Consider the following 17146-nt stretch of genomic DNA (forward strand, 5'->3'; position numbering starts at 1 on the left):
GGCAGCCGGGGCGTGCGGGGGTCAGGGATCTCGTTTGTGGAGCACGAGGGCGGCGGTGGACAGGGCGGTGAAGGACCAGGCGGCGGTGACGCCCAGGCCGGCCCAGGGGGTGATGGGGAGGCTGGTGAGGTCGGTGGTGGCCTGGATGGCCAGTCCGGCGCTCGTCGGCGCGGTCTGCTGGAGCAACCGCTGCCAGTGGGGATCGCCGATGGCCGCACCGACGACGGGGACGACGTAGAGCAGGGCGAGGACGATCCCGATGCTGGTGGCGGAGTCCCGCACGGCGGTCGCGATGCCGAGGCTCAGGAGGGCGATCAGCAGCAGGTAGAGGACGGATCCGACGGCCGCGCGCAGCGTCGGACCGTGGGAGAGGGACAGGGCCTGGTCGGCGGGGCTGGGCAGGGCGAGTCGTCCGGCGAGCAGCGAGCCGGTGACTGCGGCGGTCGCGGCGGGTGCCAGTACGCCGGCGAGCGTGACGGCTTTGGCCGCGAGGACGGCGGCCCGCCGCGGTACGGCCGTCAGGGTGGTGCGGATCATGCCCGAGCCGTACTCGCCGCTGATGGCCAGCACGGCCAGGACGGCCACCGGCGCCTGCCCGAGTTGGACGCCCATGAGGCTGGCCCTGGTCACGTCGCCGTTGCAGCCGGCGGGGGTGCAGCTCAGTACCGAGGCTGCCCCGGCGCTCAGGGCCGCGGTCGCCGCGGCGGTGGTGAGCAGCAGCCACAGCGGACCGGGAACGGTGCGGAGCTTCGTCCACTCCGCCAGCAGGGCCGGCTTCATGCGTCTTTCCTGTCGAGCAGGACGGCTGCCGCGGCCAGGGCCGTGACCGCGTAGCCGGCCAGGACGGCGAGCCCGGTCCAGGGCGCCAGCGGGTAGTAGCCGTAGTACGGCGTGTAGTTGCTGGCGACCTGGTCGTACGGGACCAGGGTCTGCTGGACGGCGAACGCGGCGCCGGGCGTCACCGTGGCCACCTGATCCGAGATGCCTGCGGGCAGGAACGGGACGGCCATCAGGAGGTAGGGCAGCACCAGGGCGACGACGGCCGTGGCGACCGCGGCCGTGCTGCTGCGGAAGACGGCGCCGAAGGAGAGGGCCAGGACCGCGGCGGTCGCGAGCAGCACGGCGGTGCCGAGCAGCACGCGGAGTTCGGTGGCGGCCGGCACCGGGAAGACGTAGACGCCGTTGTCTTCGGCGAGCCGTCTTCCCAGCGGTGTCGCGAGGGCCGTTCCCGCCAGCCCCGCGGCGAAGGTGACGGCCCACAGCACCATCGCCTTGGCGACCAGCATCCGCCCGCGGCCGGGCATCGCTGCCAGGGTGAGGCGGATCATCCTGGTCCGGTACTCGTCCGTAACGTACAGGGCCCCCACCACGGTGACCGCGATCAGCGCGGGGAACGTACCGGTGAGGAGGTCACGCAGGTGGCCACCGGTCGGCAGGCTGTCGCGGACGGCGGGGGCGATGTCGCCGGCGCCGGTCACCGTGAAGCGGGCGCCGGATCCCGTGAACGAACCCGACACGTGCTCCGGGTAGCCGGCGAAGGTGGCGGATCGCGCTCCCACCTGACTGCCCGTCCAGGCACCACGACCGGCCCAGTCGCCCCGGATGCGGAGATCCTCGAAGGTGGAGGTGGACACGCTGGTGGAGGTGCCGCCGCCGCTGACGGCAGGCGGAGACGCCACGAACAGTCCGACTTCCGCGGTGGTTCCGAGGCCGCTCACCCGGGTCGTGCCGACCTCGGTCCAGTGCGTGCCGTCACTGGAGGCATGGCCGGTGACCCGGTCGCCGGACCGGGTCAGCCGCAGCCAGCGGGGGGAGGCCTGGGACACCGGACCGGGCGGACCGGCCAGGTCGTTGACGTAACCGTTCTGCATGCGCACGCCGTGGCTTCCGGTGACCATGATTGCGGCGTAGGGCGACCCTGGACGGGTGCTCTCCTTGATGACGAGCCCGGCCTTCGCCCAGGGCACGGTGCCGGGGCGCGGGCCTCCGGGGCCCGCTGCAACGCGGCTGTCGAGCGTGGTGACGGAGACGGAGACGCTGCCGTCTCCGGCGAGTGGCCGGTGTACGAAGTAGAAGCTGTCGGTCACCGGCCCTCCGGCGGGACCGACCGGAACGGGCGGCGAGTCCTTCTGATCACTGCTCACGCCCGCGAGCAGGGCGGTCAGGACGATCATCAGCGCTGCCCCCGCCAGGCCGGCCACCCAGCCGCGGACGGTGCGGAACTTGGTCCACTCGGCGTGGAGGGCCTGGGCGAGAGCGCTGCGGCCGGACCCCTGCCCGTGCGGTGCGTGGTCGGCGGTCACCTGCTGCCCCCCGTGTCTCCCGGTGCGCGGAACTCGACGGCTGCGCGGGTGAGTTCGAGGTAGACGTCCTCGAGGGCGGCGCGGTACGCCGCCACCTCGGAGAACGGCACCCCGTGCCGGTGGAGGAGCGTGACGATCCGTTCCGCGGGCAGACCGGTGACGACGACGGCATCGCGGCCGGTGGCCGCGACGGCCGCACCGGCATCCCCCAGCACCCTCGTCGCGTGCGTTGCGGAAGTGGTGCGCACGGCCACCCGGTTCCGGGAGGACGCCGTGATCAGGTCGGCCACGGGGGCGTCGGCGATGGCCCTGCCCCGCCCCACGACGACCAGGTGGTCGGCCGTGTCCTCGACCTCGCTCATCAGGTGGCTGGAGACCAGTACGGCGCGGCCCTCGGCGGCCAGCGACCGCAGGAATCCGCGCATCCAGATGACGCCGTCGGGGTCCATGCCGTTGAACGGCTCGTCGAGCATGACGACCGGTGGGTCCCCCAGCAGGGCCGCGGCGATCCCGAGCCGCTGCCGCATGCCCAGCGAGTAGCCGCCGGCCTTGCGCCGAGCCGCCGGGGTGAGGCCGACCAGCTCGGCAACCTGGTCCACCCGCCGCGCGGTCAGGCCCTGCGTGTGAGCCAGCCAGAGCAGGTGGTTGCGTCCGCTGCGGCCGGGGTGGAGCGCCGCGGCGTCCAGCAGCGAACCGATGTGGCGCAGCGGGTGGCGCAGGCTACGGTACGGCCTGCCCTCGATGAGCGCGGTGCCCTCGTCGACGGCGTCGAGGCCGAGGACCGCCCGCATGGTGGTGGACTTGCCGGCGCCGTTGGGTCCCGCGAGAGCGGTCACAGCACCGCGGCGGACGATGAAGGACATGCCGTCGAGGGCCCGGGTCGGCCCATATCGCTTGCGCAGTCCGTCGACGACGATCCCGGGGACGGTCGTCGGGGCGCGCTCAGGTTTCGGACTCATGGCGACGGTTGTACGCGCCGGGCGGTTCCGGCCGGGTCGCAGCCGCTGCGACCCTGCTGCGACCCGGCGTCTGACATCGTTGACGCATGTCACCTCGCTCCGGGGGCCGGCCCGGCCGCCCCGCCCTTACGACGCCCGGGGGTGAGGGCCGGTGAGGGTCCTCGTCGTCGAGGACTTCGAGGTCCTCGCCCGCTCCATCAGCAACGGGCTCCGCCAGGAGGGCATGGCCGTCGACGTCGTCCTGGACGGCACCGCCGCCCTCGAGCACCTCGCCGTCACGCGCTACGACGTGGTGGTCCTCGACCGCGATCTGCCGGACGTCCACGGCGACGAGATCTGCCGCCGGATCGCCGACGGCCGCTGCGCGTCCCGTGTCCTGATGCTCACCGCGTCCGGCACGGTGGAGGACCGCGTCGTGGGGCTCGGCCTCGGCGCCGACGACTACCTGCCCAAGCCGTTCGCGTTCGCCGAACTGGTCGCCCGGGTCCGGGCGCTGGGCCGCCGTGCCGCCCCACCGGTGCCGCCCACGCTGGCGTGCGGGGACATCGTCCTCGATCCGGCCCGCCGCGTCGCGTTCCGGGGCGGGCGGCGCCTCGAGCTGAGCCCCAAGGAGTTCGCCCTGCTCGAATGCCTCCTTGCCGCACCGGGACTCGTCATCTCCGCCGAGGACCTGCTCGAACGCGTCTGGGACGCGGCCACCGACCCCTTCAGCAGCGCCGTCAAGCACACCGTGCACCGGTTGCGGGCCAAGCTCGGCACCCCGCCCGTGATCGAGACCGTCCGCGAAGGCGGCTACCGCATGGGGTCGTCATGACGTCCCGGTACTCCGGGCGCGGCCGCCTGCGGACCGCCGGCAAGCCCCTGCAGACCCGGCTCGCCCTCGCCTACGCGGCGGGCATCTACGCCGCCGGGGTGTTCGTACTCGTCCTGACCGTCGTGCCGCTCGCCAGCGTCGACGCGTCCGCACCCGAAGGGCAGTCTCCGCCGGGCGTGACCAGTGGGGCGGGGCGCGGGATCAGCCTCACCCACCTCTTGGCCGGATCGGGCGTCGCGCTGGTCGTCCTGGTTCCTGTCGCGCTGGCGATCGGCTGGTTCGTCGCCGGCCGGTTCCTGGACCCGCTGCGTGCCATCACCGCAACCGCCAGGAGCATCTCCGCCGGCGACCTCCACCGGCGTCTGGACCTCGGCGGGCCCGTGGACGAGCTGACCGAACTCGGCCACACCCTCGACGCGCTGTTCACCCGCCTGCAAGACTCCTTCGACGCCCAACGCCACTTCGTCGCCAACGCCTCCCACGAGCTGCGCACCCCGCTCGCCGGCCTGCGCACCCTCCTGGAAGTCGCCCTCGCCGACCCACGTGCCGACGCCGACACCCTCCGCGCGGCCTGTCACGAGGCGCTCGCGCTCGGAGAGCACCAGGAGGGGCTCGTCACGGCACTCCTGGCCCTCGCGACCAGCGAGCGCGGAATCTCCCGCCGGGACCCGCTCGACCTCTCCCCCGTCGTCGCGGGGGTGCTCGCCGCCCGCCACGACCCCGCCCCAGGCAGGGGCATCCACGTGGCCGAACGCCTCGGGCCCGCGCTGACAACCGGAGACCCGCGGCTGGTCGAGAGCCTCGTGGCCAATCTCGTCGACAACGCCATCCGCCACAATCACCCGGGCGGTCACATAGAGATCAGCACCGGCGACGCCGGCACCGCGGCGGCCCTCACGGTAACCAACAGTGGGCCGGTCGTCCCGGAAGACCAGCTACAGCGGCTGTTCCAGCCCTTCCAGAGGCTGGCGGCCCCGCGCAGCCGCCCGCGCGAGGGCTACGGCCTCGGCCTCGCAATCGTCCACGCCGTCGCACGAGCCCACGGCGCCTCCCTCACCACCGCCGCGCCCCTCGAAGGCGGCCTGTCCATCACCGTGCACTTCCCGCGCGCCCAATCCTGAGCAGGTGGGCGAGCACCGGCGGAACACCGGCCGCGGTCGTGGCAGGCACGCCGTCACCCGGTACCGTGCCGACCCGAAAGCCGTCTGGGCAGTGGCCGCAGCCCAGCACCGGAACAACAACGCCTCAAACGGGCAATGAAATGATCTTCTGGTGGGTGTGCCTCCACCCGGTGAACCGGGACGCGGAGGCGGGTCCAGGGCCCGATCCGGCCGTGATGCGCCCTAGCGTGGCCCTCGTCGTCTTCGTGCAGTGGCCTGGAAGGACGGGGTGTCATGTCGGCAGGGGTGCTGGAGCGGTTCACGATCGAGGTTCCGCAGGCGGAGCTGGATGATCTGCGGGCCCGGTTGCGGGCGACCCGGTTCGCCCCTGACCTGGACAACGAGGACGAGAAGTACGGCCTGTCGACGACCTACCTGCGCCGTCTCGTGGAGTACTGGGCGGACGGGTTCGACTGGCGCGCCGTCGAGAAGTACCTCAACACCGCCTACACGCACCACCGGCTCGACATCGGCGGCACCCCGGTGCACTTCCTGTGCGAGCCGGGCAAGGGGCCCGCTCCGACGCCGCTGATCCTGATCCACGGCTGGCCGTGGACGTTCCTGGACTGGAGCCGAGTGCTCGGCCCGCTGGCCGACCCGGCCGCGCACGGCGGCGATCCGGCGGACGCGTTCGAGGTGATCGTGCCGTCCCTGCCGGGCTTCGGCTTCTCCACGCCGCTGACCGACGGGCGGGAGAACTATGTGAGCATGGCCGACCGCCTGCACACCCTCATGACCGAGGTCCTCGGTCACGAGCGGTACGCGGTCTGCGGCTCCGACTACGGCGCCCTGGTCGCCGCCCAACTCGCCCACCGCCACCCGCAGGCGGTGAGGGGTGTGCACCTGGGCATGCCCGCACCGCTGCCCGCCTTCCAGGGCTACCGCTACTGGGACATCACCGCAGGCCGCGACATCCCCGAGAACGCCGGCCCCGAACTGGTCGCGGACCTCGAAGGGTTCAGGGACACCCTCGCCTCCCACCTGGCCGTGCACTGCCTGGACGCGCAGACCCTCACCCACGGCCTGAACGACTCACCGGCGGGGATGCTCGCCTGGATCCTCAAGCGGTGGAAGTCCTGGAGCGACCGGGGCGCCGTCTTCGAGGAGGTCTGGCCCGACGAGCACATCCTGACCACGGCCACGGTCTACTGGGTCACCCAGTCCATCGGCTCCACCATCCGCGCGTACAAGAACGCCCACCTCTACCCCGAGCCCGAGGCGCAGTGGAGCACCCCGGCAGTCACCGTGCCCACCAGCTTCACCCTCCACCTCGGCGACCACTCCTCACCCGGCATCGACACGGCTGAGCAGTACCAGGCCGCCATCCGCCAGGGCACCACGGCCCTCTACAGCGACCTGCGCGACGTCAACGTGCACCAGCGCGGCGGCCACTTCGGGCCCTGGGAGAACCCCGACGCCTGGACCCACGACATCCGCCAGACCTTCCACCCGCTGCGCTGACCACCGCGCCGCCTTCAGCCGGCGCCCAGCGCCCGTGTCGTCTGCCGGCAGGTGAGCTCGCTGGTGCTGCTCTGGTACTGGGAGACGAATCCGCAGGAGCGCACCCCGGCCCGGCGGGGCTCCTGGAGGAGCATCACCCCTTCGGGAAGCTCGACGGACCGGATGTCAGCTCTACCGCCGGGTTCTGCGCGGATCTCCCACGCTAGGTCAACGCCTTTGAAGGCTCGGCAGGTTGGCAGAGCCACGGCGCGTCGGCCAACCGGACGCCCCCGGGCGTGGACGCCCGCCCAGTCCGCGGCCGCATCCGTCCGCAGGCCGGCCGGCTTCCGCTGCGCCTCCGGAGCCGGGCCCGGCAGCGAGAGCCCTGGAAGGGTGCGGGACGGCGCTGGTGATCTTCCTGGGCTGGGCGGCTCGTACACTGACGCGTATGGAGGACCACACGGCCACCGGAATTGGTGCACGTCCGGCTCCCCTCTTGCGGCAGTACGTCGACTCGTATGTCGGCTTCGACCTCCGCGGGCTCCCTTCGGGGGTGCACTGCGGCCCGCCGAGCCGCGCGCTCACTGCGGTGATCAGCCTGTCGGATCCGCTGGAGGTGGCGGCCGGCGTTGACGACGGGTCACCGGTCACCCGGTTCGGCAGCGTGGCCGGCGGTCTGATGTGCCGGTCCGTTGCGATTCACCACGACGGACGCCAGCAAGGTGTTCGGATATCGCTGACACCGCTCGGGGCCCGTGCCATCTACGGCATGCCCGCCGCCGAGCTCGCCCACCGGCTGGTCCCACTTGACGAGCTCCTCGGAACTCTTGCCGTCGAGCTGGTCGACCGGCTCCGATCGGCGACCACATGGGCGGCGCGGTTCACCGCGCTGGACGACTTGCTCCTCAGGGCCGTCGGCCGTGGCGCCTGCGGTGACCCTGCGCGCGGGGTGCGCCCCGAGGTGGCCGAGGCATGGCGCCGCCTCGTCGCCGCGCGGGGTGGCGTCCAGGTTGGTGCGGTGGCCGGGGAACTCGGCTGGAGCCGTCGGTACCTCACCGAGCGGTTTCGCGGTGAGGTGGGCCTGTCACCGAAGACCTTCGCCCGAGTCTTGCGCTTCGAGCACGCGCACGATCTGGCGTCGGCGCGGGACCCGCTCCCGTGGGTCGACGTGGCCACCGTCTCCGGCTACGCCGACCAGGCCCATCTCTCCCGGGAATGGCGCGAGTTCACGGGCCGGTCGCCGACGTCCTGGCGTCGCGGCGAAGTCCTCCTCGGAGCCGGGTAGCCGCCAACCGTCTGCCCGTCGCGCCGGCTTCTCTTCCCATTCCTTCAAGACCGCCCGACCGCTGCCGTGGACGATCGTCCGCATGAGACTCGTCAACCACGAACGCAATCCCCTGGACCTGCGGACCACCCCCGTGCACCTCGGACTGGGATCGAGGGCGAAACCCGTCGAGGGCTTCACCTGGAACCCGGAGGTGCTCCAGGCCTACGGCTCCGCGGTCGCCGCGGACGGCGCCGAGGGCCGGATGGTGATGATCTTCGACGGCGACGGGCTCGGCGACCATTGGGAAAGACACCCGGCGGGCGACGAACTGGTCGTCTGTCTCAGCGGGTCCGTGACGGTCACCCGCGACGTGGACGGGGTCCGCGACCGCGTGCTGCTCGGGCCGGGCGAGGCCACCATCAACCCGGCCGGGGTATGGCACGTGGTCGACACGGCGGGGCCCACGTCCATCCTGGCCATCACCGCGACCCTCCACACCGACCACCGCCCCCGGACCGACACCCGCCCGACCGAACACGTCGGCACGCCCAGGCCGGAGGAAGCGCCGTGACGACACGCATCGCGTGCCTCGGCGACAGCCTCACCCGCGCGCAGTTCAGCGTCGACTACCTGGGGCCGCTCGGCCGGCGCCACCCTCCCGGCAGCGTGCAGCTTGCCCGATTCGGCGCCAACGGCGACTTCGCCCACAACCTCTTGCAGCGCCTCGATGCCGTCGTCACGAACCCACCTGATGTGATCACCGTGTTGATCGGTACCAACGACGCCCGAGCGAGCCTTGCCGGCTACCCCGTCGAGCAGGCCATGAAGCGCAAGAGACTCCCCGATCGCCCGTCCGCCGGCTGGTTCCAGCAGTGCCTGGGAGCCATCGTCGCGCGGCTGCGAGCGGAGACCGACGCCACGATCGGGCTGCTGTCGCTACCGGTACTCGGCCAGCAACTCGACGGAGCGGCGGCACAGGCATCGCAGGCGTACAGCCGGATGATCGCCGAGGTCGCCGCCACCAACGGGGTGGCCTACCTTCCGCTCCACGAACGCCAGGTCGAGGAACTGCGCCAGACGGACCCGCCATCGATTCCGTACCGGGAGGTCACGCCCTCAGCGGTCCTCGGCGTCCTCGTCGAGCACGCAGTTCTGCGCCGCAGCCTCGACACGATCTCGCGGCGGCGAGGTCTCGTCCTCACGACCGACCACATCCACCAGAACAGCCGCGGCGCCACCCTTGTCGCCGAGGTCATCGACGCCGGTCTGCTGACCGAGGGCACGTAGCCGGTTCCGGCCCCCGTCCGGGCCGCTTCGACGCGGCGCTGCGTGTCGGCCCGTCGTGCCCCCGTACCGGGGAACCGGTACGGGGGCACGTGGTGGTGGGCTGGTGTCAGCGGCCGGCTGCGATCTGGGCGGCGGCGCCGCCGATGCCGTTCCAGCCGGAGCCCGTCCAGACGGTGACCGCGGAGCGGGTCGGGGTGAGGCCGTAGATGTGGGTGCCGCTCAGGGCGAACTGCGCACCCGGGCCGCCGATCTGGGTCCAGCTGGTGGCCGAACGCCTGCCTGCCGGGGTATGGGCCTCCGGCCGGTCAAGGGTGGTGGCGGTGGTTGCGGCTGTGCCGCGCTCGCCACCGGGCGAGAAGCTGACCGGGGGTGCGGGCCGGCGGCGTACGTTCGGCCGGCCACCGCTCCTGCCTGGTCAGCGCGACACGAGGCATGAGGTAGCGCTCGCCGTCCGTCTCCAGGACGCACAACGGGACCTCGCCCACGTCGTCGGGGTCACCGATCCTCACGACCATCGGCCGGGGCGGCACGGTCGGAATCTCCCCCTCCAGCACGGTGGCCCGGTGACGCTGGACACGGGCCACCGCAACGGTCTTCCCGTTCACCCACACCTCCGCCCGCAGACGCCGCGGGTCCTGCAGCACGGTGATCGAGTGACCGTCCTGATCCAGGTGATAACGATGATGACCCGGCATATCCGCCTCCCCGGATGTCCCTGTCACCAGCGTACGACCCCGACTCACCCCCTGGCCGGTTGCGGGCCGTGGACACGGCGAGGGCCAGGCGCAGGACGCGAGGCGGCCGGGTCCCCGCTCCCCCGCCTCGCGTCCTGCCTTGATCACAGCCGGCACGACACGTCTGCGGCGCGTTCCGGTCGGCCTCCCTCGGTGGCCCGCGGGGCGGCCGCAGTCGGTAAGGACTCCGTAAGGTCGGCTCTCCGCAGGATGGGCCGGCACCGCCGGTAGCTTCACCGGCAAGGAACGGCGGCCCCTGCCATCCGGCGGGAAGCACGGGCAGTTGCAGGGCCGCGGACCATGACGGACGGCGAAGGAGGCGGCCCATGGCGTGGCCGAGGACCATGAGAACAGCGGTGCCGGCCCTGGTGGCCGCCCTGCTCGTATCGACAGGCGCGACGTTGCCCACAGCCCGCGCAGCGGACCGGCCGGTGACCTTTTGCGGCAGCGTCATCAATGTCGTCAACTGCCGGTGGGGTACCGACCGCGCGGCCTACAACATCGTGGGCAACGCGTACAACTTCTTCAACGGCAGCACCGTACGGTCGAGGGAGGGAACCTGTACCTGGGCAACGCGGGGATCTACCGCAACAACACGTTCGTCGCCGACCGCATCATCATCCACGAGAACGCCGTGGAGGGGCTGACCGCCCCGGGCAACGGCAACGTGTTCATCGGCAACGTCGAGATCGCCCGCGTCAACCAGATCTACCGCGAGGTGGTCGAGCTGCTGGACTGCACCACCGACCTGGTGCGCACCACTGCCTCGGGCTGGAACTTCGAGTCGTTCGACCAGGCGGGCGGAGCCCGCCCCAACGGGCTGGTGGGCACCGCCGACCTGCAGGCGGTGCTGGCCGACGACAGCTTGCCCGACGCTGCGCACGACTGTGCAGGCCTGCTGGCCCGCTTCGACTACGAGCACTTCAGCGCGGTGCAGACCGAGCAGGGCGCGCAGGACAACCGCATGGCCAACCGGGATGACTTCCAGCGTTTCAACGATCACCTTGCCCGCTGCGAGGAAGCGATGGAGCGGCAAGCCGCCGTTGCGGGGGCGGGGGAGATGGTGACCGCGTTGCTGGACTGCGCCCGCGAGGGGAACGAGAACGGGCCCGCGAACACCGGCTCGGACGGTGCGGGCGGAAACGCCACCCAGCCCGACCCCGACCCCGATACCGACGGCCGGTTTCCCGGTCAGAACACCCAGCCGGGAGACTGGACCATCGGTTCCGGTCTCGGCGTGGGCGCGATCAAGGATGAGCTGGAGAAGCGGGGCCTGCCCCAGCTCCCCGCAGCAGCCGGCGCCACCGACATAAGAATGCTTCCCCTGGGAGACTCCATCACCTACGGCGTCGGCGCGCAGGGCGGCTCGAGCTACCGGGGCCGGGTCTGGGACTTCCTCGCACACGATCTGCGCTCCTTGGACTTCGTCGGCACGGTGAAGTCGGGCACCGGCCCTGACCGCGACCACGAAGGGCACAAAGGCTGGAGCATCGGCCAGATCGACGCCATCGCCCCCTGCACCGTGGCCAGGTACCGGCCGAACGTGGTCACCCTGCACATCGGCACCAACGACATGAACGGCAACGCGGACGTCGACCAGGCACCCGCACGGCTGCGCACACTGATCGGCAAGATCGTCAGTGCCGCCCCGGAGACCACCGTCCTGGTCGCCACGCTCGTGCCGTCCTCCACCCCGGAGGTCAACGAGCGGATCAAGCGGTACAACGCCGCGATCCCCGCCGTCGTCAACAGCTTCCGGGCCGCCGGTGACCGTGTGCGGCTGGTCGACATGAACGCCCTCACACCCGAAGACCTCAACGACTGGCTGCACCCCAAGGCCATCGGCTACGAGAAGATGGCCAACGCCTTCTACAGGGGAATCCACCAGGCCATCAGCGATGGCTGGATAGCCCGCCCGCGTCCGCAGGACCCGTCCCCGTGCGCCACGCAGCGCCCGGCCACGGATGACGGCTGGGACTGGAAGGGCACCGTCGCCTCCGGGGTCGGCGCCTCCCGAACCGACCTGCGGTGGGCCGACCTCAACGGCGACGGCAGGGACGACTACCTCGTCGTCGACGGCCAGGGGCGAATCCGTGCCTGGCTCAACGACGGCCCCGCTCCCGACCGTGGCTGGACGTGGAAATGGACCGGCGAAATCGCCTCCGGCGTGGGCGCGACCCGCGATCAGGTACGCCTCGCCGATCTCAACGGCGACAACCGCACCGACTACCTGGTGGTCGACGACCAGGGCAAGGCCCGCGCCTGGATGAACAACGGCCCCGCCGAGGGCGGTGGCTGGGCATGGAAATGGACCGGTGAAGTCGCTTCCGGAGTGGGCGCCGCACGCGACCAGGTGCGCTTCGCCGACCTCAACGGCGACAGGCGTGCCGACTACCTCGTCCTCGACGGCCGGGGCCGCACCCGGGCCTGGCTGAACAACGGGCCCGCGGCAGGCGGCGGCTGGGCATGGGGGTGGAAAGGCGAGTTCGCCTCCGGGGTGGGGGCCGAACGAGAGCAAGTACGGCTCGTCGATCTGAACGGGGACGACCGCGACGACTATCTCGTCCTCGGAGACCACGGGCAGGTGCGTGCCTGGCTGAACAACGGCCCCGCCGCAGGCGGAGGCTGGGCGTGGCGATGGACCGGTGAAGTTGCCTCCGGGGTCGGTGCACCCCGCGACCACGTCGACTTCGCCGACCTCGACGGAGACCGGCGCAACGACTACCTGGTGGTCAGGGACAACGGGGCGGCCACCGGCTGGCTGAACGACCGGCTCCCACGCGGCTGAAACCGGAGCTCCGATATCGCCTGCCCGGGACGGGAGGGAGGGCCCTCGGCATCAGCCCGTCCCACTCCCCCTCGAACGCCGAGACATCACCACCTTGCGGCAGGAACGACGCTGCCGGACCGGGCGCTGAGTCCACTCAGGTCCCGGACCGGCAGACCACCGTCCCGAGCGGAACAGCGGGCCGGCCCGTTCACCGGGATTGCGCGTGGTGGCGGGTGGTGCCGGGTTTGCGGCCCCACACGACGACCGTGTCTCCGAGGCTCGTGGTGTTCCAGAGCAGCTCGGCGTCGCCGAGGCGCATGTTGATGCAGCCGGCGGAGCCGCCGCCGTTGAAGAGGTCGCCGTGGACGCCGTGGAAGGCCTGGCCGCCGGAGAAGTACTGGGCGTACGGCATGGGGGCGTCGTCGTAGAGATCGGAGGTTTCGTCGATGATGCGCCGGGTGATGGAGTGCCATCCGTTGCGGGTGTTCTGCCCCCAGCGGCCGCTGCGCACGGGTACGGCCTGGTAGATGGGTACGCCGTCACGCTGGACCCAGAGCAGTTGCCGGTCGAGGTCGACGCAGACGATGCGCCGCTCGCGCACGGGGCATCTGCCGTCCTTGTTGGGGTGGCGGCGTTCTTCGATGACGAGGCTGGTGCGGTAGGTGGCCAGGTTGGCGGTTCCGTCGGCCGGTTGGACGCCCTCGCGCTGCTGGAAGCTGCGGATGGCCGCGCAGTCGGCTGGTGATTGCCGGCCGTCGGTGGGGAGGTGGAGGTACTTCTCGAGTTCCCACTGGTAGGCCCCGGTGTCCGCGGTGCACGGCTCGACGGGCGCGGTCGTGGCGGTGGCCGCCGGCGTGGGTCCGAGGAGCAGCGCACCGGCGACGGCGGCGGTGGCGAGCGGGCGCAGATACGGGGTCAGCCGGCTGGATGCGCGCATCTGGTGTCCTCCGCTGGTGTCGATCCGCCGGTGGGTCGGTCCGGGCTGGTCCCTCTGTCTGGCATTCGAGCACGGAGGGTCGTGTCGTGCCCGGAGGCGAGGTCCATCCGGTGGAGCCGGTGGTGTGATGGAGGGGTGCGTACGAGGCGTTGGCTGGTGGGTCTGGCGGCGCTGGCCGCATCGGTGGCGGCGGGGGGCTGCGGGGGTGGCGGCCCGGGTGCGCTGCCGGTCACGCAGGAGCAGGCCGAGCAGCTGTCGCTGGTGCGGCTGTCGACCTACGAGGCCAGTCCGGTGGGGGTGCGGCTGCGGGTCCCCGGCCCGGCTGGTGCCGTCACGGTGGTGGAGGCGGTGGTCGACTACCGCGAGCGCCGTGCTCGGGGTACCTACAGGCTGCTGGCCGGCGCTGGTGGCACGGCTGCGGCTGCCGAGGCATCGCGCGGCGCGCTCGCCTGGAACGGGTCGACGGTGTCGGTGGGTCCGGCCGGGGCTTCCGTACGGTGGTCCCACCGGGCCTACTCCCGTGCCCCATTGGACCGGATGCTTCTGCTGGTCTTGCAGCTCGGCCATGACCGGCCGGAGAACGCGCAGCTCCTGGCACAGTCCGGGACCCGCTGGCTCGGGCGGCGCAGTCTGCCGGGCGAGGGCCGTTTTGCGGTGTTCGCCGGACCCCGCCCGGCGGGGGCCGGCGGGGCGGGGTCCTCCCCCCTGACGTACTGGGTCGATGAGCGGGGGGGCCTGCGGCGGGTCGAGGCTCGCGTGCACGGCGAGGGTGCGGTCGCCACCGTCGACTTCACCGGCCCGGCTCCCTCGTCGGCGCCGTCTCAGGCGGCTGGGAGGGGGTAGTCCGCCGGGGCGGCGTTCGGCATGCCGTCCGCCGGCATCGCCGGCGCTGTCGCGGCGTAGGGCATCTCCGGTTGCGGGGCCGGCGCGGGGACTTTGCGGAAGGACAGGCCCGGGGGTACGGGCGTGGTCACGCCGGTGCCGGGACCGGACAGGCGGCCGGGCGGACTGCCGCAGGGAGCAGCGGCGGACAGACCGGCCGGAGAAGCGGACTCCTCGGCATTGTCGGTGAAGCAGTTCCCCGCCGCTCCGGCGGTGGCGAGTACGAGGTCGGTACCGTTGCCGGCCGTGTGGTTGCCGGTGATGCGGTTGCCGCTGGTGGCGTACCCGAAGACGTCGGTCAGCAGGATGCCCGCTCGCCGGTTGCCCCGGACCAGATTGCGCTCGACCCGGTTGTCCTGGCCGCCGCCGATGCCCAGGCCGATGCCGAATCCTCCGTCGGCCTGCTCGGGGCTGGCGAGGTCGTTGTTGTCCAGGAGTCTGTTGCCGGTGAAGACGGCGTGGTGCTGCGGTCCGAGCGCCTCCAGGTCGTCGGAGTTGACAGCGGCGCCGACCCGGTTGAGGCGGGCGGTGTTGCCGAGGAAGTACAGCTGCCGCGAGGCGTTGGTGACTTCGAGGCCGACGGCGTTGTGCTCGACGGTGTTGCGCCGTACCACGGTTGCGCAGGGGTCGCACTGGCCCACGTAGATGCCCGAGTCGGCGTGGCCGGAGGCGTAGGAGTGCTCGATGACTCCGCCGCGGGCGTGGAAGGCGTAGATGCCGTAGAGGGCGTTGTTGTGCGCGGTGACGTAGGAGACGCGGAAGCCGTCGAGCGGCGGGTGGGCCTGGGGGTCCAGGCGGTCGTAGTGGCGGCCGCCTGCGCCGGACTGCTTGGTCGGGTCGGTGACGCCCGTGACGAGCAGGCCGTTGGCGAGGTGGTTGCGGACGGTCAGGTTCTCGACGGCTGCTCCCGCGCCGGTGACGACGATGCCGTTCGCCCGGCGGAACTCGCCGTCGATGACCGTGGTGTTGCGGTCGGCGCCGCGCAGCACGACGCGGGGAGCGGTGATCCGTACGGTCTCGTGGTAGGTACCGGGCGCGAGCAGGATGAGGTCGCCGGGGCCGGCGCGGTCGACAGCCCGCTGGACGGTGGGGTGGTCGGCCGGTACGCGCAGTACCGCGGGATGGGCGGAGGCGGGGGCGTCGTCGGTGACGGATGCAGTGCACGCGCTCAGGGCGAGCACGGCGGTGATGAGCAGGGCGCGCAGAGGAGATCGCATGGCAGAGGTGTATCGTCCCGGCTACTTGATGCGCTAATTGCCCAATTCGTCGTATTTACTGGGGTGATGTGGTGTCCCTGTGCAGCCGTCGGACGGTGATGGGTGCCGCCGGTGTCCTGCCGCTGGCTCTGAGCGGATGCCGTGCGTCCGGTGCCGGCGGGGGTCACGCAGCCGCGAGCGGGGCCGGAGCCGGGCAGACCGGCGGCAGCAGTCGGCAGCGGGGCGTCGCCGATCCGCAGCCGCCACATGCGCTGCTGCTCGCCTACGACGTGGAACCGGTTCCACGCGGCACGCCGGCGCCGGCCCGGCGGCTGCGTCTGCTGCTCGGGCAGTGGCAGGAAGCCGTCCGGGCCGCGGCGGGCGGGCAGCTGACCGTGACGATCGCCTTCGGTCCCCGCGCCCTCGTTCACCTGGGTGGGGCAGTGCCCCCGCTGTTGCGGCAGCTGCCGCCCTTCGCGCGCGAGGACCTGGACCCGGCCGCGGGCGAAGGCGATCTCCTGGTGCAGATCTGTGGCCGGACCGCGGCCGGATGCGGGGCAGCGGGGGCCGCGGTCGAGGAGACGGCACGTGACGTGGTGCGTCGCCGCTGGAAGCAGCACGGTTTCGTCCCTCCCTCCCCACCCGGTGCGGCACCGCGCAACCTGCTCGGCTTCAAGGACGGCACGGCGAATCCCGGCGCCCGGGAGGCGGAACGGTGGGTGTGGCTGACCCACGGCCCGTACGCCGGCGGCTGTTATCTGGTGCTGCGCCGCATCCGGCTGCACACCGACGCCTTCCGGGCGCTGCCGCTGCGGCGGCAGGAGGAGATCATCGGCCGGCGCCGGGACACCGGGGGCCCGCTGGAAGGCGGCCCCGAGCACCAGGAGGTCGACCTGTTCGCCAAGACCCCGGAAGGGCGTTACATCCTGCCGGCCGACGCGCACGTCCGTCTCGCCCACTCGCGCTATGACGGCGGCGCGCGGATGCTGCGGCGCGGCTATTCGTATGACAACGGCCCCCACGACCGCGGACTGCTGTTCCTGGCCTACATGAACGATCCGCAGCTCTTCGTACGCGTTCAGCGGCGGCTGGCGGCCGCCGACTCCCTCACCGCCTATACCGAGACCTTCGCCTCGGGGGTGTACTTCGTCCCACCGGCGGATGTGCTGGCGGCCAAGGCCAGGAGCTGAACTTCCGGCAGGGGTACGCGCCTCTCCCCCGCAGGTGCACGGGCGAGCGGGTCGGGCTGCCCGGGTCCCTGCCCGGGACGGCCGCCCGGAGGCGGCCCGGGTGCCCTCCGTGTCGCCGTGCGTCCGGTGCGCGACCGGCGGCGCCCGCCGGCACCGGGCCCCGGCCGCCTGGTGCGGCCGGGGCCCGGTGAGAGGAGGTTCAGTATG

General features: G+C 72.1%; 15 protein-coding genes. 9 read left to right on the forward strand and 6 right to left on the reverse strand.

Going from position 1 to position 17146, the window contains the following annotated elements; translation table 11 throughout:
- Nucleotides 1-21 precede the first annotated feature (21 nt).
- Genes ACIQUR_RS31235 through ACIQUR_RS31245 form a run of 3 tightly spaced genes read right to left on the reverse strand, consistent with a single transcriptional unit; the run spans nt 22 to nt 3262 of the window.
- Nucleotides 22-780: an ABC transporter permease gene (locus ACIQUR_RS31235; RefSeq protein WP_403671583.1), complete on the reverse strand. Its 759-nt coding sequence runs from the start codon at nt 778-780 to the stop codon at nt 22-24.
- Nucleotides 777-2303, reverse strand: coding sequence for an ABC transporter permease subunit (locus tag ACIQUR_RS31240; RefSeq protein ID WP_403671586.1), 1527 nt, complete (start codon nt 2301-2303; stop codon nt 777-779). Before ACIQUR_RS31240 ends, ACIQUR_RS31235 begins: the two co-directional genes overlap by 4 nt.
- Entirely contained in the window at nt 2300-3262 is a 963-nt protein-coding gene (locus tag ACIQUR_RS31245; RefSeq protein WP_403671589.1) for an ABC transporter ATP-binding protein, read from the reverse strand. Before ACIQUR_RS31245 ends, ACIQUR_RS31240 begins: the two co-directional genes overlap by 4 nt.
- 151 nt (nt 3263-3413) lie before the next feature.
- Here ACIQUR_RS31245 and ACIQUR_RS31250 point away from each other — a divergent pair, with 151 nt between their 5' ends.
- The 6 genes from ACIQUR_RS31250 (at nt 3414) to ACIQUR_RS31275 (ending at nt 9230) form a co-directional block, all read left to right on the forward strand.
- The gene (locus tag ACIQUR_RS31250; protein WP_403671592.1) at nt 3414-4076 is read left to right on the forward strand and encodes a response regulator transcription factor; all 663 of its coding nucleotides are present in this window, start codon (nt 3414-3416) and stop codon (nt 4074-4076) included.
- On the forward strand, nt 4073-5197 hold the full coding sequence (locus tag ACIQUR_RS31255; RefSeq protein ID WP_403671594.1) for a sensor histidine kinase: 1125 nt from the start codon (nt 4073-4075) through the stop codon (nt 5195-5197). Before ACIQUR_RS31250 ends, ACIQUR_RS31255 begins: the two co-directional genes overlap by 4 nt.
- A 273-nt stretch (nt 5198-5470) precedes the next feature.
- Nucleotides 5471-6697, forward strand: coding sequence for an epoxide hydrolase family protein (locus tag ACIQUR_RS31260; protein ID WP_403671597.1), 1227 nt, complete (start codon nt 5471-5473; stop codon nt 6695-6697).
- Nucleotides 6698-7124: 427 nt separating this feature from the next.
- Nucleotides 7125-7961 (forward strand): helix-turn-helix domain-containing protein, encoded by an 837-nt coding sequence (locus ACIQUR_RS31265; protein ID WP_403671600.1) that lies wholly within the window; start codon nt 7125-7127, stop codon nt 7959-7961.
- A gap of 82 nt (nt 7962-8043) precedes the next feature.
- Nucleotides 8044-8514: a cupin domain-containing protein gene (locus tag ACIQUR_RS31270; protein ID WP_403671603.1), complete on the forward strand. Its 471-nt coding sequence runs from the start codon at nt 8044-8046 to the stop codon at nt 8512-8514.
- Entirely contained in the window at nt 8511-9230 is a 720-nt protein-coding gene (locus tag ACIQUR_RS31275; RefSeq protein WP_403671606.1) for an SGNH/GDSL hydrolase family protein, read from the forward strand. Before ACIQUR_RS31270 ends, ACIQUR_RS31275 begins: the two co-directional genes overlap by 4 nt.
- Before the next feature lie 305 nt (nt 9231-9535).
- On the opposite strand, the gene ACIQUR_RS31280 is transcribed toward ACIQUR_RS31275, so the two are convergent.
- Entirely contained in the window at nt 9536-9835 is a 300-nt protein-coding gene (locus tag ACIQUR_RS31280) for a hypothetical protein (protein WP_403671609.1), read from the reverse strand.
- A gap of 460 nt (nt 9836-10295) precedes the next feature.
- On the opposite strand from ACIQUR_RS31280, the gene ACIQUR_RS31285 reads away from it, so the two are divergent.
- Nucleotides 10296-12752, forward strand: a complete 2457-nt coding sequence (locus ACIQUR_RS31285; protein WP_403671612.1) for a GDSL-type esterase/lipase family protein — start codon at nt 10296-10298, stop codon at nt 12750-12752.
- 190 nt (nt 12753-12942) lie between these two features.
- Here ACIQUR_RS31285 and ACIQUR_RS31290 read toward each other — a convergent pair whose 3' ends face one another.
- Nucleotides 12943-13671: a L,D-transpeptidase family protein gene (locus tag ACIQUR_RS31290; protein ID WP_403671615.1), complete on the reverse strand. Its 729-nt coding sequence runs from the start codon at nt 13669-13671 to the stop codon at nt 12943-12945.
- A gap of 135 nt (nt 13672-13806) precedes the next feature.
- Between ACIQUR_RS31290 and ACIQUR_RS31295 the strand changes: the two genes are divergently transcribed.
- Entirely contained in the window at nt 13807-14514 is a 708-nt protein-coding gene (locus ACIQUR_RS31295) for a hypothetical protein (RefSeq protein ID WP_403671617.1), read from the forward strand.
- Here the strand turns inward: ACIQUR_RS31295 and ACIQUR_RS31300 are convergent.
- Nucleotides 14493-15770 carry a right-handed parallel beta-helix repeat-containing protein gene (locus ACIQUR_RS31300; RefSeq protein WP_403671620.1) on the reverse strand — a complete coding sequence of 426 codons (1278 nt, stop codon included), beginning with the start codon at nt 15768-15770 and terminating at the stop codon, nt 14493-14495. The two genes, ACIQUR_RS31295 and ACIQUR_RS31300, sit on opposite strands and share 22 nt — an antisense overlap.
- A 98-nt stretch (nt 15771-15868) precedes the next feature.
- Between ACIQUR_RS31300 and ACIQUR_RS31305 the strand changes: the two genes are divergently transcribed.
- On the forward strand, nt 15869-16939 hold the full coding sequence (locus tag ACIQUR_RS31305; protein ID WP_403671898.1) for a Dyp-type peroxidase: 1071 nt from the start codon (nt 15869-15871) through the stop codon (nt 16937-16939).
- Nucleotides 16940-17146: the final 207 nt, after the last annotated feature.

The sequence above is a fragment of the Streptomyces sp. NPDC101132 genome (genome assembly GCF_044759225.1).
Lineage (GTDB): Bacteria > Actinomycetota > Actinomycetes > Streptomycetales > Streptomycetaceae > Streptomyces.

What these genes read in the sequence shown, in the direction of transcription:
- ACIQUR_RS31235 (WP_403671583.1), bottom strand. Translation starts at nt 780, where the DNA reads ATGAAGCCGGCCCTGCTGGCGGAGTGGACGAAGCTCCGCACCGTTCCC.
- ACIQUR_RS31245 (WP_403671589.1), bottom strand. Translation starts at nt 3,262, where the DNA reads ATGAGTCCGAAACCTGAGCGCGCCCCGACGACCGTCCCCGGGATCGTC.
- ACIQUR_RS31255 (WP_403671594.1), top strand. Translation starts at nt 4,073, where the DNA reads ATGACGTCCCGGTACTCCGGGCGCGGCCGCCTGCGGACCGCCGGCAAG.
- ACIQUR_RS31260 (WP_403671597.1), top strand. Translation starts at nt 5,471, where the DNA reads ATGTCGGCAGGGGTGCTGGAGCGGTTCACGATCGAGGTTCCGCAGGCG.
- ACIQUR_RS31265 (WP_403671600.1), top strand. Translation starts at nt 7,125, where the DNA reads ATGGAGGACCACACGGCCACCGGAATTGGTGCACGTCCGGCTCCCCTC.
- ACIQUR_RS31270 (WP_403671603.1), top strand. Translation starts at nt 8,044, where the DNA reads ATGAGACTCGTCAACCACGAACGCAATCCCCTGGACCTGCGGACCACC.
- ACIQUR_RS31290 (WP_403671615.1), bottom strand. Translation starts at nt 13,671, where the DNA reads ATGCGCGCATCCAGCCGGCTGACCCCGTATCTGCGCCCGCTCGCCACC.
- ACIQUR_RS31300 (WP_403671620.1), bottom strand. Translation starts at nt 15,770, where the DNA reads ATGCGATCTCCTCTGCGCGCCCTGCTCATCACCGCCGTGCTCGCCCTG.
- ACIQUR_RS31305 (WP_403671898.1), top strand. Translation starts at nt 15,869, where the DNA reads ATGGGTGCCGCCGGTGTCCTGCCGCTGGCTCTGAGCGGATGCCGTGCG.